The sequence below is a fragment of the Baumannia cicadellinicola str. Hc (Homalodisca coagulata) genome (genome assembly GCF_000013185.1).
GTDB classification, from domain to species: Bacteria; Pseudomonadota; Gammaproteobacteria; order Enterobacterales; family Enterobacteriaceae; genus Baumannia; species Baumannia cicadellinicola_E.
This window is the reverse complement of record NC_007984.1, coordinates 69,324-87,312: the sequence shown is the minus strand read 5'-3', so window position 1 is coordinate 87,312 and position 17,989 is coordinate 69,324. Positions and strand designations below refer to the sequence as shown.

The window sequence follows — 17,989 nt, the reverse complement described above, 5'->3', positions numbered from 1 at the left end:
TCTATTCATCTATTTATGCTATGCACTATATACATCAATATCAAATTGCTAATACAATTAGATGCCTTATAACGTAAGCTATCTTAGTATTAAAAGATAAATAGTATTATAGTACTTAGCTTATGCCCTTAAAATTAAGAATGTTAATATAGTGATAAAAAGAGTTGAAAATATCGATTTAGCGTATAGTGAAAATAACTTAACTTAAAGTAAGCAAATTAGTATTGTAACCAGTAGGGGGTAGTTCTACACCATCTAAAAATACAGTATTTTCTTGTAGTACTATTCTACCCGCTAGTAACCAGCTAATAACTAGCGGATAGATTACGTGTTCCTTATTTTTTACTCTTTGTGCTAGAGTTATTTCGTTATCGTTAGATAAAATGGGAACGTGTGCCTGCAATATAACTGGACCACTATCTACTATATTTGTTACGAAATGCACTGAAGCTCCGTGTATAATATCACCATTTTGTAGTGCTTTACGGTGAGTATGCAAACCTGGATATAAAGGTAAGAGTGAAGGATGGATATTCAATAAACGCCCAGCGTAGCGATAAACAAATTCCGCTGATAAAATACGCATATAGCCAGCTAGAACTACAATATCAGGTTGATAATAATCAATTATTGCTGCCAACGCATAATCAAAGGACTTACTTCCAGTAAAATCATTAATATCTAAGGTATGTATAGGTATATTCATGTTTACTGCATATGCTAATCCTTGAGCATTGGCTTTATTGCTCAATACAGCGGTAATTTGTGCTGCTAACTTTTTTTGCTGACAGGCTTGAATTAACGCTTTTAGGTTAGTTCCTTGACCAGATATTAGTACTACAAGCCTTTTTATGAGCAAATTATTACCTGTTTATCACTTGTTTTTTGCTGAATTTCACCTATGACCCAAGCAGTTTCACCGAGTATAGATAGTATACTAAGTACCTTTTTTTTGCTACTTGCAGGAATAATAATCAGTATCCCAACTCCACAATTAAAAGTACGATACATTTCATAATTGCTAATATTTCCAGTCTGTTGTATCCAGCAGAAAATAGCTGGCCATTGCCAGCTATTTTCATAAATAATAGCTTGAGTATTAACTGGTAGAATCCGTGGTATATTTTCCCAAAAACCACCACCAGTAAGATGTATAATAGCATTTACTTGAGTCTGCTTTATTAGATCTAGTAGTGTTTTAACATATATACGCGTAGGAGTAAGTAAATGATCTGCTAGTAATTTTCCTTCTAACTGAATAGAATTAGGGTCAATATTATAGCATGATATAATTTTGCGTACTAGCGAATAACCGTTAGAATGTAGTCCACTAGATGCAAGGGCTAGCAAGGCATCACCATTTTGTATATTGCTACCGTCTATTATATTAGCTTTTTCAACAACTCCGATGCAAACACCAGCAATATCGTAGTCCTCACCTTGGTATATACCAGGCATTTCTGCTGTTTCACCACCAACTAGCGCACAACCAGATTGTTGGCAACCTTCAGCAATACTCTGTATAACTACTGTTGCTGTATCTATATCAAGTTTTCTCGTAGCATAATAGTCTAAAAAGAATAAAGGTTCAGCACCATTAACAACTAGATCATTAACGCACATAGCTACTAGATCGATCCCAATAGTATTAGATCGCTTGAGATCAATAGCTATGCGTAATTTAGTCCCAACACCATCGATGCTAGATACTAAAATAGGTTCATGGTACTTTTGTGGTAAAGCACATAATGCACTAAAGTTACCTAATTCATTCATAACTTCGGGACGTTTAGTTTTATGGACGATATTTTTTATGCGTTTAATAAATATATTACTAGCATCAATATCTACACCTGCATCTTTATAGTTCAAATATTTTTTGTTAATCATTTTAGGTAAAAATCTATTATTAATAGAAATTTGCACTGAATAAGTTTAATGGTGTTAGTTGTTCTTTTCGATAGAATAATATAAAAAATTATATTTTATAATGATGAATTAATCGATCTTATAATATTATTTATTTTAACATATCTGCAATTACATAAGGTAAGTTATATTTGATAACTAAATAGGATAAGGTATTAATTCAGTTAGTTATAAACTAAACAATAATGCTATAGCTCATATTAGATTTCAGAGAATTAAACTATGACTTTTATGCGGATTACTGTTTTAGCCAATTGCTAATTTTTATATGTAATCTAATTAATATTAGAAATTATTCTAATAGTTATAATATATATTAAGAAATTTTTATTTCGGCAAAAAAATTTTTTACTGTCACTTAAAATATACAACTCTGATTTTTAGCCTAATATATCTATAACTAAATTAACAAATACTCGTAACTGACTAAGTTAATATAAATTACATATAGTACTGAACCTAGTATTAAAAAGTATTTTTAGCATAATCTCTCAATAGAAATTTTTCTGTAGGAGTCAATTAATAGATGAAAAAATTAGCTGAGTTTTATCGTGGTAAAGCAAAAACAGTTTATCATACTAGTCACCCATCTTTTTTAATTCTAGAATTTCGTAATGATATTTCAATACTAGATGGTCAGTGTATTAAACAATTTGATCGTAAAGGCATGATTAATAATAAGTTTAATTTTTTTATTATGAATAAGTTAGCAGAGCTAGGCATACCTACACAAATAGAGCAGTTGTTATCTGATAATGAAACTTTAGTAAAGAAGCTAGATATGATTCCAGTTGAATGTGTGATACGTAATCGAGCTGCTGGTTCACTAGTAAGACGTTTAGGTATAGAGGAAGGACAGATTCTTAATCCCCCACTATTAGAATTATTTTTTAAAAATGACTCAATGCATGACCCAATAATTAACGCTTCATACTGTACAACTTTCAATTTGGTAAGTGATACTAATTTAGTAAGAATGCAACAACTGACTAAGCATGCTAATAATATATTAACAAAAATCTTTGATAAGAAAGGCATAATATTAGTGGATTTTAAACTTGAGTTTGGTTTATTTAACAACCAAATTATACTTGGTGACGAGTTTTCTCCAGACGTTAGTCGATTATGGGATAAGAAAACTTTGAAAAAAATGGATAAAGATCGTTTACGTCAAAACTTAGGCGGGGTTATTGAAGCATACGAAGAAGTTGCTATACGTATTGGTGTATCTTTAACTTAATTACAAATACTAATAGTATATATGTATTTAATTGCTCTTAATTGGTTCGTCATAATTTACTACTCAGTAATGTTGAAAATAAGCGAATATCTTTGATCAGTAAAAGATTAATTATATGATAACTAGTTATAACTAATACTTAGTGCTGTTTCAAAGCAATATAATTTTTTATTAAATAAACTAACTGATATTTTTTAATCCAGTAACTTAATTAAAAAATATCAGTTAGTTGTTCTTATAAATACCATTTGATTAACTATCTAATGGATAGAGCTTCATACAACTAGTACTAAAAATATTATTTAAGTATTTTAGCAACGAAAATTATGGACTAAATTAATTACGTCTTCTGCCGTTGGTTGGGTTAATGCTTCTTCAGCTAATAACTTAGCATCAGCAAAACTATTATGACGTATAATTTTTTTTATCCGTGGAATAGAAATAGCACTCATACTAAATTTATCTAGTCCCATACCTAATAATAATAATGTAGCACGTTCATCTCCTGCTAGTTCACCACACATACCGGTCCATTTTCCTTCGGAATGAGATGCATCGATAACTATCTTAATTAGCTTTAATACAGCCGGAGAAAAAGGATTATAAAGATGAGAAATTAACTTATTGCTACGATCAACTGCAAGAGTATATTGTGTTAGATCATTGGTCCCAATACTAAAAAAATCTACTTCTTTGGATAAATGATTTGCAATTAGAGCAGCAGCAGGCGTTTCTACCATGATACCAACTTTAATATTTTCATCAAACTTTTTATTTTCTTCATGCAATTGTTTTTTTAACATATCTAGCTCGTCTTTTAAAGTACGCACTTCTTCTACAGAAATAATCATTGGATACATAATATTTAACTTACCAAATGCAGAAGCGCGCAAAATAGCACGCAGCTGAGTATGTAATATTTCACGACGATCAAGGCTAATACGGATTGCTCTCCAACCTAAGAATGGGTTTTCTTCTTTTGGTAAATACATATAAGATAGGTTTTTATCGCCACCTATATCTAGAGTACGTGCTATCACAGAACTAGTAGTAGGTATTGACTGTACGACTGTTTTATAAATTATGAATTGTTCTTCTTCACTTGGAAGTGAATCACGATTCATAAATAAGTACTCAGTACGATAAAGACCAATCCCTTCTGCACCATTATGCTCTGCACTAGTAAATTCACGTATCGTTCCAATATTAGCACCAAGTTCTACTTGATGTCCGTCGATAGTAATTGCTGGTAGATCTTTAATCCTAGCTAACTCTTTTTTCTCAGTAATATGCTTGCTTTGCAATTGTTTTAATTGTTGAATAATGATTTTATCAGGATTAATATAAATTTTATTATTGATTGCATCAAGAATCAGATTATCACCACTTTTTACTATTGTAGTAATATTAGTAGTACCAACTATTGCTGGTATTTCTAATGAACGAGCCATAATAGAAGTATGTGATGTTTGTCCACCAAGATCGGTGATCAAACCTAATACCTTATCTAAGTTTAGCTGTGCAGTTTCTGATGGTGTAATATCTACAGCTACTAATATGACCTCTTGGTTAAGAGTACTCAAATCAATAATTGGGATATTAAGGATATTACGTAACAAACGCTTACCGATATCACGTACATCAGTTACACGTTCTTTAAGGTATTCATCCTTTAGCTTTTCTAATGCCTGAGCTTGGGTCTCAATCACTGAATATACAGCAGCATCAGCGCTAACAAGATCGGTCTTTATCATAGTAATGATATCATGCTCAAGTTCTTCATCTTCTAATAATGAAAGATGTCCTTCAAAGATTGCTTCTTGTTCTTTGCCAAAGGTAATACCTACTCTATTTTTAATAGCTTCTAACTGTACTGAAGCTTTGGCACGTGCTATAAAAAAACGTTCTATTTCTTGTTTTACCTGATTATTGGTAATTTTTTTGTGGTTGATGACAATATCATCTTCTTTTAACAGTAGCGCTTTACCAAAAGCAATACCCGGTGATGCTAATATACCTGAGATCATAACTTACCTACTAAACCTAATTAGTTACACACAATAGTGACTATTTTTTTTCTTATACAAGCTCAGCCATTAGTTTAACTAAATATTCTACGGCTTTTTGTTCGTCTTCACCTTGAGCAGCAATAGTAATCATAGTGCCCTGTGTTAGACCTAGAGTTTGTAGTTTAAACAGGCTTTTAGCGCTAACGCTTTTACCATTTAAGGTTACGGTAATTTCAGATTGAAAGCTTTTTGCTTTCTTCACAAACTGAGTAGCTGGTCTGGTATGTAAACCGTTGGGAGCGGTAATCATAACTTCTTGTTGGTACATTTTCTTTCCCCAACTTATTAGATGAGAGTGGAGTTTATTGTGAAAGATCTAGATTAGAACTAGTTTCGTCATAGCTCTTAAAATCATTCTTATTTTCTTTTTCTACATAAAATTAACATATCAACTATAAAAAAACACCCTAATGGGTGCTTTAAGCTATAGCTTAGTCATTTTTATTGAACTGCAGTAGAAATAAGTAGATCTGCAAATAGAGAGGTACTAAGATATCTTTCACCTGATGAGGGTAAGATTACAACGATATTTTTATTAGCTAAAGCTTTTTCTTCTTGTAATTTAAGTGCTGCCGCTACAGCCGCTCCAGAAGAAATACCAGCTAGTATACCTTCTTCTTCCATTAAACGTCGTGCGGTGCTCATTGCTTTCTGATTAGTTATTTTTTCTACGCGATCAATTATACTTAGATCTAAGTTATCGGGAATAAAACCTGCACCAATACCCTGAATTTTATGTGGTCCTGGTGTAAGTTCTTCGCCGGCAAGTGTTTGACTAATCACCGGTGAATCACTAGGTTCTACTGCTACTGCAATAATATTCTTGTTCCTCGTGCGCTTAAGATAACGAGCTACACCAGTAATAGTACCGCCAGTACCAACACCAGCAATAAAAATATCAACTTTTCCATCAGTATCAGCCCATATTTCAGGACCAGTAGTATACTCGTGAATTTGTGGATTAGCAGGATTGCTAAATTGCTGTAACATTAGATAACGTTTTGGATCATTAAAAACAATTTCTTCAGCTTTATTAATTGCACCTTTCATTCCTTTTTTACCGTTTGTTAGCACTAAATTAGCCCCTAAGGCTTTCAATAGTTTGCGACGCTCAATACTCATGGTTTCTGGCATAGTTAAAGTTAGTTTATATTGACGTGCTGCTGCTACATATGCGAGTGCAATACCGGTATTGCCACTAGTTGGTTCGACTAACTGAATACCAGGTTTGAGTATACCGCGTTTCTCAGCATCCCAGATCATATTAGCACCTATGCGACATTTAACACTGCAGCTAGGGTTGCGGTATTCAACTTTAGCTAAAATACGACCATTACCAATACGGTTTAAACGAACTAACGGGGTATTACCTATTGTCCGTGAATTATCTTCGTAAATGTTGCCCATAGCCAGTAAGTCCTATAGTTTTAATCAGGATATGAGAAAGACTGATTAAAAAGTATACACTTTCAGTTTCTATGTAAAAGTAAAATAATAATATATCGATATATAATTAAGATATAAGTTTTTAATAGTAGTATTGACTACATTAGTATTGACTAATTAGCGTTACTACTAAATTAGCAACAAAATATAAATAATATGTAGGATAAAATCCTAATGTAACTAATTTATTACTACTATGGTAGTGAGACCGAATCTAACAACTGAGATAGTAACAATGCAATATGGGCGTCAAATATTAATTTGTATAGGAATATTAACTGTAATAATTCTTTTATTATATGGTTTATTGAATAGCTATTGGGATCGTACGGTTACTTTTTGTAAAGTTCGATTCAATCAATTAAAAAATAAATTTATTAGTCAACCATTGTTATCAGATCATAAAGAAAATATAGCTGTTAGTCATATTTATAAAAATGATTTGTTTGAAAATAACGACATTGAGTATGATCCATTACTAAGTAAAAGAGAAGCAGACTCATACATAATACCATCTAATAATTTAGCATGTGATAATATTTCTGCGCATAAACATATTCCACTAAATAACCCCAAAGAAATAGTTCTCGTGCTACATGTGGCAGCCTATAATGGCACCGTTCTTTACGGAGATAGCTTATGGCAAAGTCTTTTGCAGACTGGCTTACAATTTGGTGAGATGAATATCTTTCATCGTCATCTTAATCCTACTGGCAGTGGGCCAGTACTATTTAGTTTAGCAAATATGATTAAGCCAGGTTGGTTTAGGTTTAATTCGAAGAACATAGCAACTTTTACTACTCCTGGAGTATCTATGTTCATGATAATTCCATCATATGGTGATGCTAATCACAACTTTAAACTAATGTTACAAGCAGCTCAGCAGATTGCCGATAATTGCGGTGGTGTTGTGTTAGATGAAGAGCATCATATGTTAACTCCACAAAAATTAGATATATATAAAGCCCGTATTCGTCATGTACTAAGTGCTAATAAGAGTACTTGACGTTTAGTTAAATAGTTGATCTTCTTAAATTATATAAATATTTGTGGTGAGTAGTTTTTATCTATGAAACAAATAGAACAATACATAGAGCAATTACGTCAACAGCTGCGTTATTGGAATTTTTTATATTATGCAAAAGATGCTCCAGAAGTATCTGATGTAGAATATGATTGGTTAATGATGAAACTGCGCGAACTAGAAAGACAATGGCCAGATCTAAAAACTGCAGATTCTCCTACACAACATATTGGTTATAAGGCACAAAGTAAGTTCCGTAAGGTAATCCATGAAGTTCCAATGCTATCACTAGATCACATATTTAACGATACTAGTTTCCTAGCTTTCGATCGTCGAATACGTAATAGACTTCAATATGGTAATAACTACCTTACCTATTGCTGTGAACTTAAGTTTGATGGAATAGCAGTTAGTTTGCTCTATAAGCATGGTAAATTAATAAGAGCAGCAACTCGTGGGGATGGTCATATAGGTGAGGATGTAACGGATAATATCCGTACTATATGTAGTATTCCGTTACAATTAAAAGATGATGGTCATATTCCACGATTAATTGAAATTCGTGGCGAAGTTATTATGTCTGAAGATGCTTTCCGACATTTAAATGAAACAGCAAAAAAAAATAAAAGTAAAAGATTTGCTAATCCTCGTAACGCAGCTGCCGGATCACTACGACAAGTAGATCCATCTATTACCGCAACAAGACTACTAAGTTTTTTTTGCTATGGAGTAGGACGAATAGATAGCAAGAAAATACCAGCCGCTCATTTGGAATTATTACAGCAATTTAAAATATGGGGCTTACCTGTAAGTAATTACCGACGATATTGTGTTGGTCATCAAGAAGTTCTTGATTTTTATAGTTATGTATCTAAGGTTAGATCAAAACTAGGTTTTAACATCGATGGTATCGTAATTAAGGTAAATGCTTTAGTGCAACAACAGCAACTAGGTTTTGTTGCTCGTGCTCCACGCTGGGCTATTGCTTATAAATTACCTGCTAATGAACAACTAACTGAAATACAAAATATAGATTTTCAGGTAGGTCGTACTGGAATTATTACACCAGTAGCAAGATTAAAACCTGTTTATATCTCTGGTGCTTATATTAGTAATGCTAGTTTACATAGTTTTGCTGAAATTAAACGCCTAGGATTAAGGATCGGTGATACAGTTGTAATTCGTCTTGCTGGTAATATTATACCTCAGATTGTTAATGTAGTAGTCTCAAAAAGATCCATAAAAACTAGTCCCGTTTTATATCCTCTATACTGTCCGGTATGTGGCTCTAAAGTTAAACAAAATAACAAAGAAAAAACTATTATTTGCACCGCAGGTATGATCTGCAGTGCACAACTCAAGGAAGCACTGAAACACTTTGTTTCTCGCCGCGCCATGAATATCTACGGTATGGGCGGGAAAATCATAGATCAATTAGTAGATCTAAAAATAATACAAAACCCAGTTGATTTATTCCGACTAAATCAAGATCAATTAACTTGTTTAAAAAATATGGGGCAAAAAAAAACAAAAAAGTTACTCGATGCTATCGAGTATGCGAAAAAAACTACTTTTGCACGTTTTCTGTATGCAATAGGTATTCGCGAAATAGGGGAGACAAAAGCTGCTTATTTAGCCGATTATTATAAACATATCGATGCTTTGATGGCAGCAGATATTGAATCATTAACTAAAATTCAAGATATAGGAATTATTGTAGCTACTAACGTACTTAACTTTTTCCATAATAAACATAATATCGCTATAATAGAAGAATTATGCAGTCCTAAAATTGGAATTAAATTTTTATCTACGCTAGAGAAAAATAATTATTTTTCTGGTAAAAATATAGTGTTTACTGGTACTTTAGCCTTCTTATCAAGGGAAGAAGCAATCGATATGCTAATAGCATTAGGAGCAAGGATTCGTAGTAGCGTATCTTCTAAAATAGATTTATTAATCGCGGGCAAAAATACTGGTTTTAAGCTAACTAAAGCTAAACAACTTCAGATTAAGATTATAGAAGAAGCTGAATTCTATCAAATTTTAGGTATACGTTAATACAATATTAATTAATAGCTAGTAAATTATAGTGAAGATCATTATAATTATGCATAAACAACATAATTAAGTTATATTTAGTCCCTAAATATAATAATGATTAAAACCAAATATGATTTGGGATCGTATTTTATTATCTATTTATTCCGAACTTACTATAAGTTTTTTGACGATCTACTGATAAACGATGAACCTTAAATTACATATAAAAACCTATGGTTGCCAGATGAATCAGTATGATTCATCCAAAATAGTTGACTTATTAAAGAATACCCATAAGTATCAATTAACAGATATAGCCGAAGAAGCTGATATTCTATTGCTCAATACCTGTTCAATTCGTGAAAAAGCTCAGGAAAAATTATTCCACCAATTAGGTCGTTGGCGAAGATTAAAAAAAATTAATCCTAATTTAATTATTGGTGTCGGAGGTTGTGTAGCTTCGCAAGAAGGATCTAATATACGCGAACGTGCGAATTATGTAGACATTATCTTTGGACCACAGACTTTACATCGTCTACCAGAGATGATTAATCATGTACGTATTACTCGTAGTCCAGTTATAGATATTAGTTTCCCTGAAATAGAAAAATTTGATTGTATGCCTAAACCTCAGGCAAAAGGTCCAACAGCTTTTGTTTCCATTATAGAAGGTTGTGACAAATACTGTAGCTATTGTGTAGTACCTTATACTCGTGGGATTGAAGTAAGCAGGCCATGCGAAGATATTTTATTAGAGATTAATAATCTCGCAGATCAGAATGTTCGTGAAATACATCTATTAGGACAAAATGTTAACGCCTATCGTGGTACGCGATACGGTGGAGGAACTTGCACATTTGCAGAATTATTGCGGCTGGTAGCAGCTATCAATGGTATTGATCGTATACGTTTTACCACTAGTCATCCAATTGAATTTACCGATGATCTTATTGATGTTTACCGAGATACTCCGGAACTAGTAAGCTTCGTTCATCTTCCAGTACAAAGTGGTTCAGACCGTATTTTAGCTTTGATGAAACGTGGTCATACTGTACTAGAATATAAGTCTATTATACGTAAATTATATGCAGTGAGACCGTCAATACAAATTAGTTCAGATTTTATTGTTGGTTTTCCAGGCGAAACAGAGGAAGATTTCAGGCAAACAATGAATCTTATATCAGAAGTAAATTTTGATATGAGTTTTAGCTTTATTTACTCTCCACGTCCAGGTACACCAGCGGCTAATATGGTTGACATAGTTAGTCAGGACGAAAAAAAGCAACGGCTATATATTCTGCAAGAATGTATTCGGAAACAAGCTATGAAATTTAGCCAAGCTATGAAAGGTACAGTCCAATGTATTTTAGTAGAAGGTACTTCACGTAAAAATATAATGCATCTATCAGGTCGAACTGAAAACAATCGTGTGGTCAATTTTATTGGCAATAATGGTATGATAGGACAATTCGTTAATGTGGAAATCATCGATGTTTATTCGAACTCATTACGAGGCGAATTGATATCTAATCAAGAAAAAAAATATACGCTTTCGGCGTAAATAAAATGGATGCTAAATTCTATCAAAGATAAACCATTAATGAGTAAAATTATTTTAGATTTACAAGTAGCTTGTGATCACCGGTGTAATTTACCATCGGAAGATCTGTTTATGTATTGGTTATATATGGTATTACCATTATTTCGCAAAAAAGCCGAAGTAACAATTCGTCTAGTAGATGAAGCAGAAAGTTATAATTTAAATAAGATTTATCGAGGACAAAATCATTCTACTAATGTGCTTTCTTTTCCTTTTAAGGCTCCATCGCCAGTAAAACTAGTATTACTAGGAGATATTATTATTTGCCGGCAAGTAGTGGAACGAGAAGCACAGGAGCAAAATAAAATACTTGAAGCTTATTGGGCACATATGGTGATTCATGGATCACTACATCTATTAGGATATGATCATTTTATAGAGCAAAATGCAAAAAAAATGGAGTATCTAGAAACTAAAATAATGCACAAGCTTGGTTATTTAAATCCTTATGAAACTGAAATAAGCTAACTAATTAACGAATAGTTTCTCTATAAAACCAAGCATAACATCACTATGTTATTTCTTTTACTTTTAAAAAAATACTGGACCCTAGTTCTGGCAATAATTACAGGTGCAAGTGGTACCTTAGCTTTTGCTCCGTATAATATTTGGCCAGCTGCTATTTTTTCCTTAACTGGTTTACTATTAATTACACTGAATTGTAGTGTACGACAGGCAGCATTCCTTGGTTTAATATGGGGTATTAGTCTATTTGGTACAGGTATTAAATGGATTTATATTAGTATTGCTCAGTTCGGTGATATGCACTATTTAGTAAATATAGCGCTAGTAGTCTTAGTATCAAGCTATCTAGCACTTTATCCAATGTTATTTACTAGTTTATTAGTAAAATTATGGCCACAAAATAGTTTATGGCGGCTAACAGTTAGTGCACCAGTTTTATGGTCTTTAACTGAATTTCTACGCGGTTGGGTACTTACGGGATTTCCCTGGCTACAGTTTGGATATAGTCAAATAGACGGTCCATTAAAGGGTTTAGCACCAATATTAGGTGTTGAAGCTATTACTTTCTTGCTAGTTATCATTAGTGGACTAATTACAAGCGCCATATCAAATAAGCGTATGCTACATGCACTCTGGGCAATAACTTTATTATTGTTCTTCTGGCCGTTATCTTTCTTACACTGGTATCAACCAAAGGAGCAAAGTTCTATAAAAGTAGCATTAGTACAAGGCAATATCACTCAATCTATAGATTGGGATATCAATCAAATACAACAAATAAAAAATATTTATTTAGAGTATACTCAAGCTTTACTTGGCCAAGCACAAATTGTTATTTGGCCAGAATCCGCTATTCCTGCTTATGAGAGTAATCAAAATAATTTCCTAGTGAAACTAGACCAACAATTACGACAACAAAATACTAGCCTAATTACTGGTATTATTGATAATCGTCCATCTTTAGATAGTAACCAATACTATAATAGCATAATAGTATTAGGGGAAGCTATTCCCTATAAATATGCTAGCAATAACCGGTATAATAAATACCATCTAGTACCATTTGGTGAAAGAATACCATTACCATCTATATTATTACCATTAGTAAAATTATGTAATTTGCCTATTTCATCTTTGAATCAGGGAAATTATCTACAACCGCCATTATTCGTAGCAGGGATGAAAATTATAGCTACTGTATGTTATGAGATAATTATTGGTAGTCAGGTTAGAGAGAATTTTCATTCTGATGCTGATTTTTTGCTAACTATTTCTAATGATGCCTGGTTTGGTGATTCTATTGGTCCATGGCAACATTTCCAGATGGCTCGTATGCGCTCACTAGAGTTAGGTAGACCATTATTACATAGTACTAATAATGGTATTACAGCAGTAGTAAACGCTGATGGTACAATACAAGCTCAGTTACCACAGTTTACCCGTCAAGTACTTAATGTTATGGTTACACCAACTCATGGTATTACTCCTTACGTTCGTGGAGGTTATTTTTTGCTTTGGATGATTAATATCATCATGGGATTAAGCGCTCTTATTTTAGGACGTCAATAAATCGTTAAATATTTTTACCGTAATACGCGCATTAAAGCATCATGATCTGTAATATTAACGATGATAATATCTTGCCAGCCTAATTTATGAGCAAGGATAGCTAAACGTTCACTTACTACTATTAATCTACATTGGATTAGTAAAAAATAGTGATAACTTTTGGGGATTAAAGTATAGAATTGTTGCAACATTTCACCACTAGTGATTACTAATGTATTTATCCCAAGCGATAGTAAGCGACGACCTTGTTCATTCCCATCATAAGGAATAGGGTATCGACGATAACATTCACAATCTTCCACTTTTACTCCTCGCTGTAGGAGCGTTTGTTTTAGTATTTTTCTTCCTCCATTACCACGTAATATTAGCGCACGCCGCCCATCGATAGAAGCAAGAGAAGGTAAATTTAGTAATCCTTCGCTAGTTTCACATTGGTGTGGATAGTTTACCGGTAAACCACTAAACTGATGTAATAGTAATCCGCTAGTACTACCAACAGTGAAATATCGTAGTCTTGCCGGCCAATTAATACTTTGCTGTAGTAACCAAGAATGAGCATATACAATAGCATGTTGTGATAAAATAAACAGCAAATCATCTTGACAAAGAGCCATAAAATGTCTTCCTAACATAGGGAGATCCATACCAGGTAAAAAGCGAATAAGCGGTAGATGCCAGGCTAATTTACCATAAGCGCGTAGTTTCTCTACGAGCTTCTCCCCCGCAGGAGAAGGTCGTGTAACTAAGATACTCATACATCACTCATGAATCAACTTGAAAAGCACGACAAAGAATGCTCTCTGCTCCTCGGTATAGAAGATCATTAGCTATACTTTGGCCAAGTATTTCGGCTTGAGATAGAGGTGCTCTTCCTTCGCTACGTATAATAAGAGAACCATCTGGTGAACCAACTAGAGCACGTAACCATATTTGGTCTCCCTCAATTTCAGCATAACTACCAATAGGTACTTGACATCCACCTGCAAGCTTAGCATTCATAGCACGTTCAGCACTTACTCTTAAAGCAGTAGCACTATGATGTAACGGGGCTAAAATAGAGAGTATATGTGTATCCTCTAGTCGATATTCAATACCAATTACGCCCTGACCAACTGCAGGTAATAATTCAGTCGGATCGATTATCATACGAATACGATGTGCTAAATCTAGACGTTTAAGTCCAGCTGCTGCTAAAATTAATGCATCATATTCACCTTTATCTAATTTTTCTAGCCTAGTACCAATATTACCGCGTAGATCACGCATAACCAAATCAGGACGACGTTCACGTAGTTGGCATTGTCGACGCATGCTAGAAGTCCCGACAACTGCACCAGTTGGTAGCAGATCTATACTAGCATAATGTGTGCTAATAAAAGCGTCACGTGGGTCTTCTCGTGCACATAGTACAGCTAATCCTATACCTTCTGGAAAAGATATTGTTATATCCTTCATGGAATGAACTGCTATATCAGCGCGACGTTCTAGCATTGCTTGTTCTAGTTCCTTAATAAATAGTCTTTTTCCTCCGGCTTTCATTAGCGGCTTATCTAGAATCAGATCACCGCTAGTAACTATTGGTACTAATTCTATTAACAAAGTTGGATAAAAGGATAACAGTTGATTACGCACATAGTTAGCTTGCCAAATTGCAAGCGGGCTTTGACGGGTTGCAATTTTCAATATGTTATTAAGCATAAAATAGTTAGTAACTTAACTAAAATAGTTAATGAAGTTAGATAATAATGTAATAGATATTGTTACTAATAATCTTAGCTATAAATTTCTTTTCTAGAAGAAGTAGTTGAGCAAAATATACTAGAACTGTTCTATTAACTTTGATCACGGAGAAAAGTTAAAGCATCGCTAAAAATATGATCGATATGCGCATGACGCTTGGTACAAAAAAGTTCACAAGCCGACTTGACCATTTTAATACTACCAGCCATATAAATATCATACATTTCTAAGTTATTATAGTCTTGCATAACGGCACTTAATACCGATCCAGTTCTACCTGTCCAGTTTTCATCAGGTAGTTCTATTACAGGAACAGCTGTTAATTGGGAATATTGTAGTAACAAATTTTCTAATTCACTTAAATAATATAAATTGTTTTTTGTTCTACCACCACTATAAATTACTACCATACGATGTGGTTGCTGCTTTAGCACAGTTAAGAGAATAGAACGTGCGTATGCAAATCCAGTACCAGAAGCAATTAACATAATAGGACGTTTCGTATCATCACGTAACCAAGCTGTTCCCTGCGGCATTTCAACTACAATTTTACTATTTTTTAAGAGAAAGTTTATAACTGTCATTGCACATAAATGTCGTTTAGAAACAGAAGCACTAATATGTAGTTCAATACAGTTTGTTTCTCTCGGAGTAGAAGCTATAGAAAATGGTATTTTCTTTTGTTCATTTATGATAATCATAAGATATTGACCAGCACGAAAATTACAAGTTACCTCTGGTATTAGCAGAATGCGGTAAATATTTGGTGTAATTTCATCTATAGATAATACCTTACAGGTTAGTGTTATCATATCTACTCTCTAGTAAAATTAGCATATTCAGTTATAATTCGATAGATAATATTTTTTATGAAATATTTGGTTATTTAACTTGATAGAAGAGCTACAGGTACTAGCTTAGTAGTAAAATTTTTAAATTAACATTCAATACTATTACTTACAGCTATCTTAGGAATTCTTCAAATTATTGTGCTTCAATAGCCATGCGTATTTTTTTCATAGCGTTCTTTTCTAATTGACGAATTCGCTCTGCTGATACACCGTACTTATTAGCTAAATCTTGCAAAGTACTCTTTTTGTTATCCAACCAACGAGCAGCAATAATATTTTTGCTACGTTCATCTAGTTTATCTAGCGCAATATTTAGCTTATCTGCTGCATGATACTCCCAGTTTTGTTCTTCAATGCGATCTGCAAAATCAGAACCTTTATCTTGTAAATAAAGTATTGGTGCCATCAAAAGCTTATCTGGTACTTCATCATTAGGTATAGGATCAAAAGCAATATCCTGTGCTGCCATGCGAGATTCCATCTCACGAACATCCTTACTGGTTACTCCTAGCTCTTTAGCAACCATTTCTACTTCTTCCTGATTAAACCAGCCTAAACGCTGCTTAATTTTACGTAGATTAAAGAATAATCTACGTTGTGCTTTAGTAGTAGCAACCTTAACAATACGCCAGTTACGTAATACATATTCATGTATTTCTGCTTTAATCCAGTGTACAGCAAAAGATACTAGGCGTACCCCAACTTCTGGGTTAAATTTTCTAACCGCTTTCATTAGACCAATATTACCTTCTTGAATTAAGTCCGCTTGAGGTAAATTATAACCTGAATAGGTACGTGCAATGTTAATAACAAAACGTAGGTGGGATAATATGAGTAACTTAGCTGCTTCTATATCACCTTGATAATGTAGTTTCTCAGCTAATTTAAGTTCTTCTTCTGCTGTAAGCATTGGATAAGCATTAGCTGCTTTCACATAGTCTTCTAGACTACCTTTTTTATCAATTATAACTAAAACAGACCTATCTTTAATCATTCAATACCTCTAGCAATATATTTTAGGTAGTAGTTAATTAGGTATAGAAAATTTCCGTAATGTTACAACGGTGTTATATTGCGCAAATATGGTCTGGTAGTAAACCAGGCAGCAATCCAACCTATCATTATGGATAGTAAAAAGATTAAAACTATTTCATCCCAACTAAGACCATATAGTATAAAGTTAATTCCAAACACAGTAGCAACTTTAGTAACCGCGAACTTTAATAGCAACTCTAGAGTTTTAGAAAAAATTATAGATAATAATACACCATATATTCCAAGTAATGCCCCATGTTTCAAAAAATGCCATAAGATAAAGTTATCAGCTGCACCGATAAACTTCATTACATTAATCTTATCACGTTGATTCAAAATACTAAGATGGATGCTATAGTTAATAACTAAAATAACAGTTATCATTATGAAAATAAAAATTATCGTTAATAATAGCCTGACTAGGCTAATTATTGCATCAATACGCGATAACCAGCTATCTTCCATCTGTACTTCATCAATGCCTTTATATCTAGCTAATTGATCTCGTAGCTGATATAATTTTTCATTACTCTTAATATTTCTTTTAGGTATAATAGTTACGACTAYAGGTAATGGATTATCCTCTAGAAGATTGATAGCACTGCTAAAACCAGACCAATTACGCAATTCTTCCATAGCTTCGGTTTTAGATAAATAACTTACCTGATCCACATAAGGTTCTTGTTTTAGCATATCTATTAGCTTCATAGCAGCATCTTCATCAAGTATATTATCAAGATACACAGTGAATTGTGGTGTAGGATAGCACTGTTTARCTATCTGATTAATATTTTTCCATATTAAGTAATATAAGCTAGGTAATGTTAATGAAATTGCTATTATGATTATAATTAATAAAGTTGTTATTGGCTTACGCCACATGTCTATCAGTGTGTTTAACCAAGCATAACGTAATTGTTCTTTCCAAGAATCAGCTTTTGTCTGATGTTGGTTTAATTGATAATTCTCCATATATCT

Annotated in this window: 16 protein-coding genes; 6 read left to right on the top strand and 10 right to left on the bottom strand. The window is 33.2% G+C overall.

Translation table 11 applies throughout. The features are described 5' to 3' along the window. Positions 1 to 199 precede the first annotated feature (199 nt). Positions 200 to 853, bottom strand: coding sequence for a phosphoribosylglycinamide formyltransferase (gene purN, locus BCI_RS00365; RefSeq protein ID WP_041574912.1), 654 nt, complete (start codon positions 851 to 853; stop codon positions 200 to 202). Further along, entirely contained in the window at positions 850 to 1,890 is a 1,041-nt protein-coding gene (gene purM / locus BCI_RS00360; RefSeq protein ID WP_041574877.1) for a phosphoribosylformylglycinamidine cyclo-ligase, read from the bottom strand. Before purM ends, purN begins: the two co-directional genes overlap by 4 nt. A 565-nt stretch (positions 1,891 to 2,455) precedes the next feature. Here purM and purC point away from each other — a divergent pair. Further along, positions 2,456 to 3,169, top strand: coding sequence for a phosphoribosylaminoimidazolesuccinocarboxamide synthase (gene purC / locus BCI_RS00355; RefSeq protein ID WP_011520282.1), 714 nt, complete (start codon positions 2,456 to 2,458; stop codon positions 3,167 to 3,169). A 311-nt stretch (positions 3,170 to 3,480) separates the two neighbouring features. On the opposite strand, the gene ptsI is transcribed toward purC, so the two are convergent. From ptsI to cysK, 3 genes are all read right to left on the bottom strand, one after another. Further along, positions 3,481 to 5,196, bottom strand: a complete 1,716-nt coding sequence (ptsI, locus tag BCI_RS00350) for a phosphoenolpyruvate-protein phosphotransferase PtsI (RefSeq protein WP_011520281.1) — start codon at positions 5,194 to 5,196, stop codon at positions 3,481 to 3,483. A gap of 52 nt (positions 5,197 to 5,248) precedes the next feature. Further along, positions 5,249 to 5,506, bottom strand: coding sequence for a phosphocarrier protein Hpr (gene ptsH, locus BCI_RS00345; RefSeq protein ID WP_011520280.1), 258 nt, complete (start codon positions 5,504 to 5,506; stop codon positions 5,249 to 5,251). Positions 5,507 to 5,679: 173 nt separating this feature from the next. Next, positions 5,680 to 6,645: a cysteine synthase A gene (cysK, locus tag BCI_RS00340; protein ID WP_011520279.1), complete on the bottom strand. Its 966-nt coding sequence runs from the start codon at positions 6,643 to 6,645 to the stop codon at positions 5,680 to 5,682. A gap of 235 nt (positions 6,646 to 6,880) precedes the next feature. On the opposite strand from cysK, the gene zipA reads away from it, so the two are divergent. The 5 genes from zipA to lnt all read left to right on the top strand — a co-directional run bounded on the left by zipA (position 6,881) and on the right by lnt (position 13,385). After that, a complete protein-coding gene (gene zipA, locus BCI_RS03375; protein WP_011520278.1) occupies positions 6,881 to 7,690 on the top strand; it encodes a cell division protein ZipA in 810 nt (269 codons plus the stop codon). Between the two features lie 63 nt (positions 7,691 to 7,753). Continuing rightward, positions 7,754 to 9,769: an NAD-dependent DNA ligase LigA gene (gene ligA, locus BCI_RS00330; protein WP_011520277.1), complete on the top strand. Its 2,016-nt coding sequence runs from the start codon at positions 7,754 to 7,756 to the stop codon at positions 9,767 to 9,769. Positions 9,770 to 9,956: 187 nt separating this feature from the next. Further along, positions 9,957 to 11,312 (top strand): tRNA (N6-isopentenyl adenosine(37)-C2)-methylthiotransferase MiaB, encoded by a 1,356-nt coding sequence (gene miaB / locus BCI_RS00325; protein ID WP_011520276.1) that lies wholly within the window; start codon positions 9,957 to 9,959, stop codon positions 11,310 to 11,312. Between the two features lie 39 nt (positions 11,313 to 11,351). Then, a complete protein-coding gene (gene ybeY / locus BCI_RS00320) occupies positions 11,352 to 11,819 on the top strand; it encodes an rRNA maturation RNase YbeY (RefSeq protein WP_011520275.1) in 468 nt (155 codons plus the stop codon). Positions 11,820 to 11,864: 45 nt separating this feature from the next. Next, complete coding sequence (gene lnt / locus BCI_RS00315) at positions 11,865 to 13,385, top strand: apolipoprotein N-acyltransferase (protein ID WP_011520274.1); 1,521 nt, start codon at positions 11,865 to 11,867, stop codon at positions 13,383 to 13,385. A gap of 14 nt (positions 13,386 to 13,399) precedes the next feature. On the opposite strand, the gene hemD is transcribed toward lnt, so the two are convergent. From hemD to ftsX, 5 genes are all read right to left on the bottom strand, one after another. Beyond that, on the bottom strand, positions 13,400 to 14,140 hold the full coding sequence (hemD, locus tag BCI_RS00310; protein ID WP_011520273.1) for a uroporphyrinogen-III synthase: 741 nt from the start codon (positions 14,138 to 14,140) through the stop codon (positions 13,400 to 13,402). 7 nt (positions 14,141 to 14,147) lie between these two features. After that, positions 14,148 to 15,083 (bottom strand): hydroxymethylbilane synthase, encoded by a 936-nt coding sequence (gene hemC / locus BCI_RS00305; protein ID WP_011520272.1) that lies wholly within the window; start codon positions 15,081 to 15,083, stop codon positions 14,148 to 14,150. Positions 15,084 to 15,217: 134 nt separating this feature from the next. Then, on the bottom strand, positions 15,218 to 15,937 hold the full coding sequence (fre, locus tag BCI_RS00300; protein WP_011520271.1) for an NAD(P)H-flavin reductase: 720 nt from the start codon (positions 15,935 to 15,937) through the stop codon (positions 15,218 to 15,220). 172 nt (positions 15,938 to 16,109) lie between these two features. Continuing rightward, positions 16,110 to 16,970 carry an RNA polymerase sigma factor RpoH gene (gene rpoH, locus BCI_RS00295; RefSeq protein ID WP_011520270.1) on the bottom strand — a complete coding sequence of 287 codons (861 nt, stop codon included), beginning with the start codon at positions 16,968 to 16,970 and terminating at the stop codon, positions 16,110 to 16,112. Between the two features lie 62 nt (positions 16,971 to 17,032). After that, on the bottom strand, positions 17,033 to 17,983 hold the full coding sequence (ftsX, locus tag BCI_RS00290; protein WP_011520269.1) for a permease-like cell division protein FtsX: 951 nt from the start codon (positions 17,981 to 17,983) through the stop codon (positions 17,033 to 17,035). Positions 17,984 to 17,989 lie beyond the last annotated feature (6 nt).